16 protein-coding genes are annotated in these 13,810 nt (G+C 28.5%); 10 read left to right on the top strand and 6 right to left on the bottom strand.

Annotated elements, in window-relative coordinates; genetic code table 11:
* Positions 1-9 precede the first annotated feature (9 nt).
* Positions 10-378 (top strand): TlpA family protein disulfide reductase, encoded by a 369-nt coding sequence (locus AC5SLN_RS04030; protein WP_494592847.1) that lies wholly within the window; start codon positions 10-12, stop codon positions 376-378.
* Positions 379-517: 139 nt separating this feature from the next.
* A complete protein-coding gene (locus AC5SLN_RS04025; protein ID WP_494592845.1) occupies positions 518-943 on the top strand; it encodes a SprT-like family protein in 426 nt (141 codons plus the stop codon).
* 9 nt (positions 944-952) lie between these two features.
* On the opposite strand, the gene AC5SLN_RS04020 is transcribed toward AC5SLN_RS04025, so the two are convergent.
* From AC5SLN_RS04020 to AC5SLN_RS04010, 3 genes are read right to left on the bottom strand one after another with little or no spacing between them, the layout of a single operon-like run.
* Positions 953-1,966 carry an MBL fold metallo-hydrolase gene (locus AC5SLN_RS04020; protein ID WP_494592843.1) on the bottom strand — a complete coding sequence of 338 codons (1,014 nt, stop codon included), beginning with the start codon at positions 1,964-1,966 and terminating at the stop codon, positions 953-955.
* A gap of 39 nt (positions 1,967-2,005) precedes the next feature.
* Positions 2,006-3,322 (bottom strand): MATE family efflux transporter, encoded by a 1,317-nt coding sequence (locus AC5SLN_RS04015; RefSeq protein ID WP_494592842.1) that lies wholly within the window; start codon positions 3,320-3,322, stop codon positions 2,006-2,008.
* On the bottom strand, positions 3,323-4,276 hold the full coding sequence (locus AC5SLN_RS04010; protein ID WP_494592841.1) for an ADP-ribosylglycohydrolase family protein: 954 nt from the start codon (positions 4,274-4,276) through the stop codon (positions 3,323-3,325). It abuts the gene before it with no gap.
* A 51-nt stretch (positions 4,277-4,327) separates the two neighbouring features.
* Here AC5SLN_RS04010 and AC5SLN_RS04005 point away from each other — a divergent pair, with 51 nt between their 5' ends.
* Entirely contained in the window at positions 4,328-5,041 is a 714-nt protein-coding gene (locus AC5SLN_RS04005) for a class I SAM-dependent methyltransferase (RefSeq protein WP_271626214.1), read from the top strand.
* Entirely contained in the window at positions 5,017-5,721 is a 705-nt protein-coding gene (locus AC5SLN_RS04000; RefSeq protein WP_494592839.1) for a formylglycine-generating enzyme family protein, read from the top strand. Before AC5SLN_RS04005 ends, AC5SLN_RS04000 begins: the two co-directional genes overlap by 25 nt.
* A gap of 3 nt (positions 5,722-5,724) precedes the next feature.
* Here AC5SLN_RS04000 and AC5SLN_RS03995 read toward each other — a convergent pair whose 3' ends face one another.
* Positions 5,725-6,252 (bottom strand): cytochrome b, encoded by a 528-nt coding sequence (locus AC5SLN_RS03995; protein WP_494592837.1) that lies wholly within the window; start codon positions 6,250-6,252, stop codon positions 5,725-5,727.
* A gap of 18 nt (positions 6,253-6,270) precedes the next feature.
* On the opposite strand from AC5SLN_RS03995, the gene AC5SLN_RS03990 reads away from it, so the two are divergent.
* Both AC5SLN_RS03990 and AC5SLN_RS03985 read left to right on the top strand, forming a co-directional pair.
* Complete coding sequence (locus tag AC5SLN_RS03990) at positions 6,271-6,714, top strand: c-type cytochrome (RefSeq protein WP_494577580.1); 444 nt, start codon at positions 6,271-6,273, stop codon at positions 6,712-6,714.
* A 50-nt stretch (positions 6,715-6,764) separates the two neighbouring features.
* Positions 6,765-9,194, top strand: coding sequence for an FAD-dependent oxidoreductase (locus tag AC5SLN_RS03985; protein ID WP_494577578.1), 2,430 nt, complete (start codon positions 6,765-6,767; stop codon positions 9,192-9,194).
* On the opposite strand, the gene AC5SLN_RS03980 is transcribed toward AC5SLN_RS03985, so the two are convergent.
* Positions 9,191-9,415 carry a DUF2798 domain-containing protein gene (locus AC5SLN_RS03980; protein ID WP_271499606.1) on the bottom strand — a complete coding sequence of 75 codons (225 nt, stop codon included), beginning with the start codon at positions 9,413-9,415 and terminating at the stop codon, positions 9,191-9,193. The genes AC5SLN_RS03985 and AC5SLN_RS03980 overlap by 4 nt on opposite strands.
* A gap of 63 nt (positions 9,416-9,478) precedes the next feature.
* On the opposite strand from AC5SLN_RS03980, the gene AC5SLN_RS03975 reads away from it, so the two are divergent.
* The 4 genes from AC5SLN_RS03975 (at position 9,479) to AC5SLN_RS03960 (ending at position 13,293) form a co-directional block, all read left to right on the top strand.
* Entirely contained in the window at positions 9,479-9,994 is a 516-nt protein-coding gene (locus tag AC5SLN_RS03975) for a hypothetical protein (protein ID WP_494592835.1), read from the top strand.
* 108 nt (positions 9,995-10,102) lie between these two features.
* Positions 10,103-11,551, top strand: a complete 1,449-nt coding sequence (locus AC5SLN_RS03970) for a sodium:solute symporter family transporter (RefSeq protein ID WP_494577575.1) — start codon at positions 10,103-10,105, stop codon at positions 11,549-11,551.
* 49 nt (positions 11,552-11,600) lie between these two features.
* Positions 11,601-12,536 (top strand): ABC transporter ATP-binding protein, encoded by a 936-nt coding sequence (locus tag AC5SLN_RS03965; protein WP_494592834.1) that lies wholly within the window; start codon positions 11,601-11,603, stop codon positions 12,534-12,536.
* Positions 12,526-13,293, top strand: a complete 768-nt coding sequence (locus AC5SLN_RS03960) for an ABC transporter permease (RefSeq protein WP_020169293.1) — start codon at positions 12,526-12,528, stop codon at positions 13,291-13,293. Before AC5SLN_RS03965 ends, AC5SLN_RS03960 begins: the two co-directional genes overlap by 11 nt.
* Before the next feature lie 28 nt (positions 13,294-13,321).
* Here AC5SLN_RS03960 and AC5SLN_RS03955 read toward each other — a convergent pair whose 3' ends face one another.
* The gene (locus AC5SLN_RS03955) at positions 13,322-13,726 is read right to left on the bottom strand and encodes a carbonic anhydrase (protein WP_494592833.1); all 405 of its coding nucleotides are present in this window, start codon (positions 13,724-13,726) and stop codon (positions 13,322-13,324) included.
* Between the last annotated feature and the right edge of the window lie 84 nt (positions 13,727-13,810).

The following is a 13,810-nucleotide window of genomic DNA, read 5'->3' as shown; positions in this document are numbered from 1 at the left end:
ATTAAGACTATGAAAAAAATATTCATCATAATTTTTACACTGATTTCATTTAACTCATTTGCTGTAGATAAAAGTACTACTTTTAATAATGAAATTTTTGAAAAAGCGCAACTTGATGGAAAAATAGTTGTTATAAATTCTTGGAATGAAACATGCACAACATGTAAGGCTCAAATTAAGATCCTGAATCAAGCCGAAAAAGACTTTGAGGACATCCTCTTTTTAAGCTTTGAGCAAGAAAAGGATAAGACTATTGCAAAACAATTAGGAATTGACTATTGGACAACAATTGTAATTTACCAAAATAACAAAGAGGTCTATAGAAGCATCGGTCAAATGAATAAAGACAAAATTTATTTTGCTATTCAATCTCTTTAATCTTTAAATAACATCATCATAATAAAGTTAAAAACATTCGTATTTTTAAAGATTTTATTATCTTGTATATTCCAGTTTTAGTAGTAGATAGTCAGAAATTATACGCATTTAATAACACTTATTTACATATTCTATAAAAATGAAAAAAAAGAAAATCGTTAAAGATAGCTACATTGTGAGAACAAAAAAAAGAATACTTAGAGACACAATAGAGTCTGAGAAAAAATATAATACTAATTTTAAAGACATTAGAAATTATTTTAAGATTTTTAATAAATCTTTATTTAATAACAAACTCAATCCTTTTAACGATGTAATGATTAAAAGAATAGTAAGAGGATCAGGGCAATGTGTTGAATATATCTCTTATAGAAAAGGTACAAATAAATTTGTACTCGAGATGATGCCTAAATATAAAAATAAAATGGAATTTTTAAATACCTTGTCACATGAAATGGTTCACTTATGGCAACAAACAATTAAAAAAGATACTGGTAATCATAATAAATTATTTTTTAGTTTTAGAAATAAATTTAAAAGATTAAATTTAAAGTTAAGTTATTAAATTCTAATTTTATAAATCTAAACCTTCTTTTTTCCAATTCTTAAGACCACCAATTAAGTGAAAACAATTGGTAAATTGATAAGATTTTGATAATTGAACTGCGAGTGTTGATCTATGACCATGTGCACAATAAAATAAAATTCTTTTATCTTTTAAAGTATTTTTATTTTGTTGTAGATACTCGTTAATTTCTGGAAAACGAACCACTTTACTATTTTTAATCATACCATCTTTATCTATTTCATTTTGCTCTCTAAGATCAATTAAAATTGACTGAGCATCATTTTTAATTTCATTAAATTTTTCTGGTTCGACACCGTTATTTACTTTTTGTCTATTAAAATCTATTCCTAATTGTAAATTACTAGGAACTGCAACATCCATCATACTTGGATTAGGCAAATTCAAATTATTCATAATTTCGATATATTGATCTGCAGAACTTACCTGCAGTCTTGGGTTGAATTTTTTTTCTTCTATTATGGTACTGACCATCTCTCCTTTATAATCATGAGCAGGGTAAACTAATGTTTCATCTGGAAGTTTTAAAAGTTTATTAAAAATAGAATTATACGAATCTCTTGCATTTCCATTTTGAAAATCTGTTCTACCAGTTCCTCTAATTAATAATGCATCTCCAGTGAAAACCCTATCATTCAATAAGAAGCTAAAACTTTCTATGGTGTGACCTGGGGTATAAATTGCCTGTAATTCTAAGCCATCAATTTTAATTGTCTCTTCATCGGCAACTTGCATTGCAACCACATCAGCAGGGGTTTTGTCACCCATTACTGTAACGCAATTTGTTTTATCTCTTAGTTCGGCAATACCTGAGATATGGTCAGCATGGATATGAGTATCAATAACTTTTACTAACTTTAAATCTAGTTCTTTAAGAAGTTTAATATATTGTGGAACATTTTCTAACACAGGATCAATAATAAGTGCCTCTCTGCCTTTTGCAGAAGCTATTAGGTATGTAAATGTGCTTGAAGCTTTATCAAAGAGTTGTCGAAATAACATTTATTTATAATATCATCATATTGGTGCTAGTTAAATTTATTAAACTTTACGAAATCTTAAATAAATTCTGTCTAAGTAATAAAATAAAGATAAAGCTCTTAGCACCATAAATAAGCATAAAGATATCCAGATACCAGTATTACCCATTAATTTTGTTAAATATAAAGACATTAATAGATAAGAAAATACAGAAAAAATCATGGCATTTCTAAGCTCTTTTGTTTGTGATGCGCCAATAAATATTCCATCAAATTGATAGCAAAATGATGAAATTAAAGGCATTAGTATTAGCCATACTGCATAAGAAGAACTTAGATTTCTAATAGTTACAATATCAGACATTAGTATAATGACGTGTTTGTTAATAAAAAAATAAATTATTGAAATGATTAATCCAGTAAGAGTGCTTAAAATAAAAGAGTTTTTAACAATTTTTTTAAATAAGTTTATATCTTTTTTACCCAAGGAATAACCAACCATACCTTCAGTTGAAAATGCGTAAGCATCAAGAATGAAAGCAGACAAAAAGACCAAGTTAATAAGAATTGCATTTGCTGCAATGTAGTCTTCACCAATTTGACTGCCAAGGTAAGTAAACCAAAAAAATGAAAAGGTTAATAATATAGTTCTAACAAATATATTTAGATTAATATTAAAAATGTTTTTAAGTTTATTTAGATCTATTAATTCATTAATATTGATATTGATTTTAGACATTTTATTTAGATACCAAAATGTATAAATTAGAAAAGTGGTTGAAATTATAAGTGCTGAGATTAAAGTTCCATAAGCAACCCCTTTAATATTTAAATCAAATTTTGAAACTAAGATAATACTTAAAATTATATTTAAAATCGAAAAAAGACCAACAGCTAAACTTGAAATTTTAGTTTTCTGTAATCCAACAAATAAACCAGTTATAATGTAAAGTGTTAACTCACCAGGCGCTGAATAAATCCTTATTTGAAAGTAATCCTGATAAAATTGCCTAGTAGTATCTGATAAATTAAAAATACCCACACTTAGATTAAATATATAACTTTGTAATAAAATTAAGATCAATGAAATTAATAAAACAAAGAATAAATTTCGAACAATAATATTAAATACTTCTGTATAATCCCCTTTACCATACGCTTGTGAAACCAGACCCACAGTTCCCATCCTTAAAAACCCAAAGCTCCAAAAAATCATAGAAAATAAATTAGCAGCAACAGAAGTTGCTGATAAGTATGACAAGTTACCAAGATTACCCATTAAACCAGTATCAATAATACCAACTAATGGAATGGCCAAATTTGCAAAGAAAATTGGAATAGATAATTTTAAAATGTATTTAATTGAAGGGTTTTGCATTTAAGCAATAAATTTCAGTATAGATTTTGCAGGATTTGTTTTTTTAATCCAATCTTGAGGAATACCTTTTAAACCTTTATAAGCTGCAAAATAAGCACCGACAAAATTAGCACGTGAACAATTGCATCCACCAGCTTTAATTGTTTTAATAACTGCAGTTTTAAAACTTTTAGAGGTTATGATTGCATGTATTCCTCCATTAAAAGTGCCTGGATAACTACATGCTTTACCAAATTTCTTTACAACGAAATTGTGGGGTTTTGATTTTACCTTTTTAACTTTTTTGATGTTTTCAATGACATTTTTAAAGTATTTATTTTTTATATTTTTTCTTAAAAAGCTATTAACTGGATCCTTGTCCCCCTTATCAGCTAAATCAATAATCTTAAGTTTTGCCAATGCAAATTGTTCGCTAATTTTGCCATTAGCAACCGTTTTTATAACTTGTTTTGTTTTCTGCTCCGAATTATTTGAAAAATAAAAGGGTAGGCTTGCACAATACCCATCAGACTCGTTAACTTTAGTCCCACCTGTGATAGTTTTTTTTAATTTAATATTTTTGATAGTTTCTAAAATATTTTGATGGATCCATGGACCTTTCATGGCTGTTTTCCACTTAATTTTTTTGTATTTTTTTCTTAAAGATAAATTTTTCCAATATTTTGACCCTGGTCCAAAATTTTTGACAATATTCTTTTTAAAAAGTTTAATAACCTCTTTATGATTAGTGGTCTTAGTTAATGTTTTAAACATTACTTGACCCACATCATTGTAACCAGAAACTTCTCCTGTTTTTATAGAGTAGAACGGAGATCTATTTTGTTTAAAGAATGCAATATTTTTTTTTCTTTTAATATAAGATTTTAGTTTTTTTTCATCATAGACCCAATGCAAAGGTCGGGCTGCTGCATCTGCAACAGTTGCGCCAAGAAATATATGCAACTTTTTAAACATGAGTTACTAATACTTTATTTAAATATAAGTTAAAATGTTTTAAATTAGGTAATGTTAAGTATAAAAAATTGGGATAACAAAACTTGGATTTCATCAGCTAAATATATCCAATCATTCAATAATTTTTTATTAAAACAAAAAAAACTAACTAAACACTCAAAAATTCTAGATATTGGTTGTGGCCGAGGTAAGATAATGGGTTCGTTATCCTCTAAACTCAAATTAATTAATAAGCCTGTTGGACTTGATATTGAAAATCACAAAGATTTTGACAAAAGAATCATTTTTAAAAAAACAAATGCAATCAAATATCTCAAAAATAATAAAAAAAAATTTGATTTAATACTGATCAAGCAAACTATTCATTTGTTTAATTTAAAGGATATTAAGAAGATTTTAGCCTACTCATATTCTAGTTTGAACATTGGAGGAATTATTTTAATCTTAACCTTAGATACAAAAGATAATGAAATACCCACATTTTCTTTGATGAAACAAAAACTTACTCAATCATTTAAAAGAGACAATCTTATTTGGAAAAAACTACTTCAACTTAATATTAAAAAAACTATCATCAAATTTAATTTTAAAGTTAATATCAAAAAAAATATTTACTTAAAGATGATAAGACAACGCTATATATCAACTTTATTAAAGTTTAGTTCACTTCAAATTTTAAATGGTATTAATGAAATTAACCTAAAATATAAAAAAAATATTTTATTCAACGATAAGCTTAAATGCATAATATTTACAAAAGTATAAAGTATTTCTCGATATTTGTATTAATCTTGCCAATTAAAGTATTTAGTTTTGAAAATGAGAAAATTAACTTTGGAAAATTTTCACTAAATAAATATGAAGTAACAATTATGGAGTTTAATAATTATACAATTAAAAACGAAGTCATTACAGAAGCTGAAAAAAATGGTGGAGGTTACGAATGGGGTGCTGGTTGGGTTAAACGTGATAATTGGAATTTTAAAACACCTTATGGAAAAAAACCTGATAGTGAATTAGAGCCCGCTGTTCATCTAAGTAGATTTGAAGTTGAAAATTATTGTAAATTTATGAATGGCCGATTACCTACATTTGAGGAATGGTCCTATGCTGCCTACACTCAAATATTTGAGTCTGATAAATTTATTAAAGAAAAAACTTATAGATACCCTAGTGGAGATATAGCTAAAGAAATGAACTCCCAAGGTTTATTAAATTATGACAAGCATGTAGATGTCACAATATTGCCAGAAGGCGTAAATGGATTAGTTGCTATGGGTGGTAATGTTTGGGAGTGGGTGGATGATCAAGAAAAAAATAATTCTTTAACAGCGGGGGCCTCCTGGTGGTATGGAGGTTCAAAGACCAGTATTAATGGAGTTCAATATAAACCCTCGAACTTTTATGCAATCTATGTTGGTTTTAGATGTGCATTTGATAATTAAAAATTACAAAATTCTCTTTAAAATATTCTCTTTTAATAAAAATTTATGAAACAGTACCGCTAGAATATGAAGACTTATTAAACCACTTAGAATGTAGTTTGCTAATATGTGAATTGAATAAAACTGTTCTGAGAGTTCAAAATTATAAATTAGATTAACTTTTTTGAAAAAAATAACTAAACTTTCACCATTAAATAATTTCTTAAAAATACCCGATATAGTTATTGTTAATAAAGCTAAATATAAAAAAAAGTGGTTTAACTTTGCTAGAAGTTTTTGACCAGGAAAAGCATTGTCATTAAAATTTGGTGTAGGAGATAATAGTTTAAAAGTTAGCCTTATTAGAGTTGTGTAAAATAGGATTAATCCAAATAATATATGATAATTTTCTATATCAACCCTAGTTTGATCAAAGTCTAAATCTACCAAGTAAAAGCCTAGCGGTATTTGAATTAGTAATCCTGCGGCAGTTAGCCAATGGATTAATTTGGCAAGTAATCCATATTTTGATATGTTATTAAATATAGACATGTTTAAATTAAACATATTATGACATTAATTAAAAACACTTTATTTTTTATCTTTATATTATTTTATACTTTCAGTGCTTTTTCTGAGCAAACAGTAGAAGAGATCATTAAAGAAAGACAATCTATTTTTAGTAAAAATTACAAAACGGCAAAAAGAATTAATAGTCTTGCATCTAATGGAAGTTTAGATGAAGCAAAAATATTAATGATTGAAATGAGTGATAATTATAAAAGATTATTAGATCTCTTTCCTGAAAATTCAAAAACTGGATTTGAAACAGAAGCTTTGCCTTCTATTTGGGAGAATAAAGATGAATTTAATTTATTAATGACAAAAGCTTCAAGTAATATGATTGAGTTAACATCTGCTATTGATGGAGCAGATGATGTTAAAGCAACTCTTGGAAAATATATGTGGAGTAGCTGTAAATCTTGTCACTCAAAATTTAGAGCTGAGCACTAAATAAAATTTAAATAGTAAATCCATTTCTTGAATGATATCTTTTATTGATCATGGATAAAATTCAGTCTCATGCAAAATTAGCCATTATAGGTGGTGGTATAATGGGTGTTAGTCTTTTATATCATTTAACTAATGAAGGTTGGACAGACATTGTTTTAATTGAGAAGAGTGAACTTACTTCAGGATCAACTTGGCATGCAGCTGGGCAATGTCCTCATATGTTAAGCAGTTTAAGCCTTGCAAAAATCCATTTACATTCAACAAATTTATATAAATCTTTAGAAAAAGAAACTGGTCAAGCAACAGGTTTTCATGAAACGGGTAGTTTAAGGCTTGCTTACAAGAAAGAAGACCTTGAATGGTTCCATCACACAAAAGGTATATTAGACGTAGTAGGCTCTCCTTGTGAAATTATTACCACAAATGAAATTAAAAAATATCATCCATTTATTAAATTAGATGGAATCGTTGGTGCATTTTACACACCAGAAGATGGATATACAGACCCCACAAGCACAACGAACGCAATGGCAAAAGGTGCAAGAGATGCTGGTGCTAAAATTTATCGTAACAATAGAGTAACAAACATTAAACAATTACCATCAAAGGAATGGAAGTTAATTACTGAAAAAGGTGAAATTACTTGTGAGCACGTTGTAAATGCTGCGGGAAGTTTTTGTCCTGAAGTGGGTGAAATGGCTGGACTAAAAAACATTCCAAGTATTAATATGGTTCACCAATATTTAGTAACTGAGTCTCATCCAGCAATTGAAAAATTAGAAAAAGAACTTCCTGTTGTAAGAGATCCAGATTCCTCATCTTATTTAAGACAAGAAGGAAAAGGATTATTAATTGGTCCTTACGAACAAGATGTAGAAGCTTGGGCCTTAGATGGAATGGATTGGAAATTTGACATGGAATTACTTGAGCCTGATCTAGATAGAATTGAAAAACATCTCGAAAAGGGGATGGATAGAATTCCTGAATTTAAAGATGTGGGTATTAAAAAGATAATTTGTGGACCAATCACACACACACCAGATGACAATTTTTTAGCAGGACCTGCACCAGGTCTTAAAAATTTTTGGATGTTTTGTGCAGCTAGTATTGGAATAGCTCATGGTGGAGGAGCTGGAAAATATATGGCACAACAAATTGTTCATGGAGACTCTGAAATTAATATGCTTGAATTTGAACCTCGTAGATACATGAGTTGGGTTAATAAAAATTATTCAATTGAGAAATCAAAAGAGCAATACAGAAGAATGTATGTAACACCTATGCCTCACGAGACAGTTGCAGCTGGAAGACCAATGAAAACATCAGGTATTTATAAAAAATTAAAAGATCAAGGAGCTGAATATTACGATTTATATGGCTGGGAAAAACCTGCTTGGTTTAATAAAGAAAATATAACAGAAGAGTTAAGCTATAGTAGAAACAACATACATTCTATAATTCAAAAAGAATGTGAGCATGTTTCAGAACATGTTGGAATTATAGATTTAAGCACTTTTTCTAAATATGAAATAACAGGGGAGGATAGCTCCACTTTTCTAGATAGACTTTGCTCAAATATTATTCCAAAAAAAAATGGCAGTATAGCCTTAACACATATAAATAATAAAATTGGTAGAATTCAAAGTGAGCTAACTATCACTAAAGTAAAAGAAAATCATTACTATGGCTTATCTGCAGCATTATCTGAAATAAGAGATTTAGATTGGTTTAATCAAAATAAATTAAAAAATGAAAAAGTTGATATTAAAAATATTACCAATGAATATGGTGTTCTTGGATTAATTGGTCCAAAATCAAGAGAAGTACTAGCAAAAACCACAAAGGAAAGTATTGAAAATGAAAATTTCCCTTGGTTAAAAGCAAAAGAAATTGAAATTAATAATATAAAAGTTTTAGCTTTAAGAGTGAATTACATGGGAGAATTAGGTTGGGAACTTCACGTTTCAATGAATAAATTAGAAGAACTTTATGATTTGTTAATGGACGCAGGTCAAAATTTAAAAATAATAAATTTTGGATCTCATGCTATGAATTCAATGAGAATGGAAAAAGGATATCGTGGTTGGGGAACTGAATTAACTCCTGAAATTAGTATAGTTGAAGCAGGTTTAGATCGGTTTTTTAACTTAGATAAAAAAAGTGAATTTATTGGATCAAAAGTAATTGATAAAAAATTAAAAGAAGGAATTAAAATAAAACTAGTTTATTTAGAGGTAGAGACAAATACAGCAGATGTTTTGGGTAATGAGCCAGTGTACCATAACAATGAAAGAGTTGGCTTAACTACTTCTGGTGCTTATGGATTTAGGGTGAACAAAAGTTTAGCCTTTGCATATGTGAATTCTAATTTAGTAAAAGTTGGAACTGAATTTCTAATAGATATTCAGGGACAAAAAATAAAATCAAAAATTATTGAAGAGCCAGCATTCGATCCTAAAAATTTAAGATTGAAAAGTTAAGATTTAGTTAGTTTATCGGTAAGCTTTCTCGAGATTGGTGAAAAAAAATTTCCAGCTAAGAAAGCAAGTGGAAAAGCAAATAGCCAAGCAGTACCCCAACGATGAAGAAAATCTCCTTCAAGACCAGTGTTAACAATGGTAATTACACAAGACATAAATACTGACATTCCCAAACTAATAAAAAATACAAAAATAATTGAATAATATTTTTTTGAAATCATTAATGCTTGTCTATATTATTTGATGAATTATACAATTAAGCTTATTAAGTAAAAATTTATAAAATGCTATCTGATAAAATTAAAGAGTATCTAAATGAGTATATTAGTCAGGAAGTTTACGTTCAAGTAGCAGTTGCTAAGGGGAAGAATAAAATTTCAACCAATGCTGCAATCAACAAATACTTTGAAAGTAATCACTTTCAAGGTTTAGCTGAAGGCAAACCTTACAATACCTTTTTAGATGATCTTAAGGATAAGTGTTTAGGAAAATTAGTTAACTCTCCAATGAAAGATAGTAAAACAAACGATGAGATTATTATTGAACTCCAGAATAAACTTAATACTTTAGATATTGGTGAATTAAATGATACCTACTGGGAAGTTGAAACTGGTGAATATTTAAGAGGAGCAGATATTAAAGAAATTGAACTCGAGAGAGATACTTTAATTAAATTTTTAACTTCAAAAGATGAAGCACATGAAACAGTAAGTACTCTTTGCAAAAATTATGAAAAATTGTGTAAGGAAAAGTACCCTGAAGCACCATTACCTTTAGAAATATTAGATACTAAACACTAAGTTTCTCTTTAATATTCTAAATTATAGTCTATAAAAATTGTCAGGGGTGTCGTAACTGACTGAGAATAAACCCTAATAACCTGTCCGGTAATTCAGAAAGGGAGAACAATGGATAAAGCATACTTTATAAGTCAATCAACATCATTAACACTCGTCATAACTATAAGCTTAATCTTTACAATAGTTGGATTAATTTACTCTAAAAAATATCAAGGAATTAACAATTATCTAACTGCGAATAGAAACATTGGTTTCTTTTCACTAACAACAAGCCTAATTGCATCTGCGCTTGGGGCTTGGATTTTATTTGGTCCAGCATCTGCTGCAACATGGGGTGGAATTGGAGCTGTGATTGGTTATGCATTAGGCACCGCTTTTCCAATGATCTTTTTAATTTCACTTGGAAAAAAAATAAGGACAGAATTTCCGAAAGGTTCAACGTTAATTGAATTTTTAAGAAAAAGATTTGGTAAGAGTTTATTTAAACTTATTTTGCTTATGACAGTATTTTATATGTTCGTCTTTTTATGCGCTGAAGTTACTGCAGTTGCAATATTGATAAATTATATTTCAGGAACTGAACTTTGGGTCACCTCTTTAATTATTCTGATCGCAACGCTTGCTTACACTTTATACGGTGGATTAAGAGCTTCAATTTTTACAGATAATATTCAAATGATAGTAATTGTAACTTTATTATTAATTTCAGTATTTTATCTAACATCATTTACAGGAGATCAGTTTTCTTTCTCATTTATTAAAGAAAAAAGTCCTCACTTATTAAGTGCGAGTTATATTCCAAACTATACTGCAGGATTAACGTTCTTTATCGCGGTTGCTGCAACTAATCTTTTTCATCAAGGAAATTGGCAAAGAGTTTATGCAGCAAAAAATAACGAAGTTTTAAAGAAAAGTTTGATTGTTGCATTTATTGTAATTATTCCAATTGTTTTTTTTATGGGCTTTAGTGGTTTAGTTGCAGTATCAGCTAATCCAAAAGTTATTCCCGATCTTGGTTTCTTTTCTTTATTATTAAGTGAACAGACAGAATTTTTATCATTAATAATTGTGATCCTTGGTTTATCATTGACAATTAGTACTGTTGATACATTAGTCAATGCAATATCAAGCTTAATAGTGGTTGATGGTAAAGCAACTTTTAATTTAAATAAGAAAACTAATTACTTAACTCTTTCAAAATATTTTATAGTAGTACTTTCAATTATAGCTTTTGCAATTGCTTCAAAAGGGTTCAGTGTTTTATACTTATTCTTATTAGCTGATTTATTTTGTTGTGCGTTTGTACTTACTGTTTTTTATAGTTTCTATAATAAAAAGTTGAATGAAAAAACGGCATATATTTCAATTATTATTGGATTAATTGGAGGGTTTCTTTTATTTCCAGCTCCTGATTTTTCAAAGAGTTTGTTAGTTGGTATAATTTTACCAGCAGATACTTTTCCAGCTTTTGTCTCTCAATCATTGTTGTTTTTATCTTTTATAATTGCAACTTTTTTGCCCGTAATATTTTGGAAAATAAAAGGATCTAAAAAATAGACCTAATAATTTGTAAAAGGTGTATAAGTAACTATATACACCTTAACAAATGTCTGAGATTCAAATATCCATTAACAACTTATCAAAAGTTTATGATAATGGCTTTAAAGCCCTTAATAATGTTAGCCTTAAAGTAAAACAAGGTGAAATTCTTGCAATGCTTGGACCAAATGGTGCGGGCAAAACTAGTTTAATCAGTATTATTTGTGGAATTGTTACACCTACTTCAGGAACTGTCACAATTGATAATTATGATATTATAAAAGATTATAGAGAGACAAGATCAAGAATAGGGCTTGTTCCTCAAGAATTAAATTTAGAATCTTTTGAAACTGTTTTTGATACCGTATCTTATTCAAGAGGACTGTATGGAAAAGCAACTAAACCAGAACACATTGAAAAAATTTTAAAAGATTTAAGTTTGTGGGATAAAAAAGATCAAAGATTAAGACAATTATCAGGCGGAATGAAAAGAAGAGTTTTAATTGCAAAAGCTTTATCTCATGAACCTAAAATATTATTTCTTGATGAACCAACAGCCGGAGTTGATGTTGAGCTTAGAAGAGATATGTGGATGGTTGTTGATGACCTTAGAAAAAAAGGGGTCACAATTATTTTAACTACTCATTACATTGAGGAAGCTGAGGCCATAGCGGACCGTGTAGCTGTAATTAATCAAGGTGAAATTATTGTAGTTGAGGATAAAAAAGAATTAATTAAGAAAATGGGACACAAAAAACTAACCATTGAATTGCAGAAAAAAATTACAGAAATTCCAGAAGATTTATCTAAGTATAATCTTGAAATAAGTGAAGAGCAGATGTCATTAATTTATACTTATAATGTTCAGGCTGAAAAAACGGGTATTACTGATTTATTGCAAGATATAAAAGATACTGGCTTAAAGTTAAAAGATTTAAAAACAGAACAAAGTACATTAGAGAAAATATTTGTTGATTTAGTAAAGGAGAATAATGAAATTTAACTATTACGGCTTTAAAGCTATTTATGTTCATGAGATGAATAGATTTATAAGAACTATAGGTCAATCTCTTCTCTCACCTGTAATATCTACATCATTATACTTTGTTGTTTTTGGTTCAGTTATTGGAAATTATATTCAAAAAATTGATGGGGTTAGTTATGGGTCTTACATTGTACCAGGTTTATTAATGTTAACACTCCTTACTCAATCAATAAGTAACACTTCGTTTGGAATCTTTTTTCCAAAATTTAATGGAACTATTAATGAAATTTTAGCAGCACCCATTTCAACACTTGAAACCGTTCTAGCTTTTGTGGGGGCAGGAGCCACTAAAACTTTAGTCGTTGGTGCTGTAATTTATGCAACCGCCTCTTTTTTTGCTGATGTGAGTGTTATGCATCCAATGTTAATGATATTTTTATTAGTATTAGTTTCTTTTACTTTTGCTTTATTTGGATTTTTAATTGGCGTAGTTAGTAAAAACTTTGAGCAGATGTCGATTATTCCATCATTAGTCATTACTCCAATGGTATTTTTAGGAGGAAGCTTGTACTCTCTTGATATGCTGCCACCATTTTGGCAAACAATTTCATATTTTAATCCAGTAGTTTATCTAATTGATGGCTTAAGATTTTCTTTCTACGGCGTCTCTGATTTTGATATTTGGATTAGTATTAGTTCGATGGTTTTCTTTTTAATGGTTTGTATTACCCTTGTGTCTATCTTGCTTAAAAAAGGCTACAATATTAAAAGTTAACTCGCTTTCATTTTAAGATTAATAACTACTAAAGTTTTATAATCGTTTGATTTAATTTCATGATATGAAATTCTAATCGAAGCTTAGGAAATTTTTTATTTAATAGTTTTTTTAGTTTTTGATAAGAAGTTTTGTGAATTTCATCCTCATCTAAATCTTTTTTACCTTCGGCAATTTTAATCGCCCCACAGTCTTCATGATTTATAACAATGAGTTTGCTTATTTTGTGAAGCTCAATTGAAGCTGATAAATTATCAATAAAAGTTTGATGCCATTTTTTAAATTTATAATGAGTAACACCGATGGCTCCACCTGCAATAGTAAATGAGCTATATTTTCCAGTTAAGTTCTTTTTTTTTGTAAATTTATAGACTAGGGATTGGAACCTTGGATCCATACAAGAAAGAACCATTGCTTTATATTTTTTTTGCATAAAAATTAATTGATAAAATTAAAATACAAAAATTTTTTTTATTTGTCATTAGTTTGTTTATTTTATGAAATGAATTGACTATTG

This window comes from Candidatus Pelagibacter sp. PS_31 (assembly GCF_059417865.1).
The sequence above is the reverse complement of the archived record's forward strand: the minus strand, read 5'-3'. Positions and strand labels throughout refer to the sequence as shown.

Coding starts and splice junctions, on each gene's coding strand:
- AC5SLN_RS04030 (WP_494592847.1), top strand. CDS start 10: ATGAAAAAAATATTCATCATAATTTTTACACTGATTTCATTTAACTCA.
- AC5SLN_RS04025 (WP_494592845.1), top strand. CDS start 518: ATGAAAAAAAAGAAAATCGTTAAAGATAGCTACATTGTGAGAACAAAA.
- AC5SLN_RS04020 (WP_494592843.1), bottom strand. CDS start 1,966: ATGTTATTTCGACAACTCTTTGATAAAGCTTCAAGCACATTTACATAC.
- AC5SLN_RS04015 (WP_494592842.1), bottom strand. CDS start 3,322: ATGCAAAACCCTTCAATTAAATACATTTTAAAATTATCTATTCCAATT.
- AC5SLN_RS04010 (WP_494592841.1), bottom strand. CDS start 4,276: ATGTTTAAAAAGTTGCATATATTTCTTGGCGCAACTGTTGCAGATGCA.
- AC5SLN_RS04005 (WP_271626214.1), top strand. CDS start 4,328: ATGTTAAGTATAAAAAATTGGGATAACAAAACTTGGATTTCATCAGCT.
- AC5SLN_RS04000 (WP_494592839.1), top strand. CDS start 5,017: ATGCATAATATTTACAAAAGTATAAAGTATTTCTCGATATTTGTATTA.
- AC5SLN_RS03995 (WP_494592837.1), bottom strand. CDS start 6,252: ATGTCTATATTTAATAACATATCAAAATATGGATTACTTGCCAAATTA.
- AC5SLN_RS03990 (WP_494577580.1), top strand. CDS start 6,271: ATGACATTAATTAAAAACACTTTATTTTTTATCTTTATATTATTTTAT.
- AC5SLN_RS03985 (WP_494577578.1), top strand. CDS start 6,765: ATGGATAAAATTCAGTCTCATGCAAAATTAGCCATTATAGGTGGTGGT.
- AC5SLN_RS03980 (WP_271499606.1), bottom strand. CDS start 9,415: ATGATTTCAAAAAAATATTATTCAATTATTTTTGTATTTTTTATTAGT.
- AC5SLN_RS03975 (WP_494592835.1), top strand. CDS start 9,479: ATGCTATCTGATAAAATTAAAGAGTATCTAAATGAGTATATTAGTCAG.
- AC5SLN_RS03970 (WP_494577575.1), top strand. CDS start 10,103: ATGGATAAAGCATACTTTATAAGTCAATCAACATCATTAACACTCGTC.
- AC5SLN_RS03965 (WP_494592834.1), top strand. CDS start 11,601: ATGTCTGAGATTCAAATATCCATTAACAACTTATCAAAAGTTTATGAT.
- AC5SLN_RS03960 (WP_020169293.1), top strand. CDS start 12,526: ATGAAATTTAACTATTACGGCTTTAAAGCTATTTATGTTCATGAGATG.
- AC5SLN_RS03955 (WP_494592833.1), bottom strand. CDS start 13,726: ATGCAAAAAAAATATAAAGCAATGGTTCTTTCTTGTATGGATCCAAGG.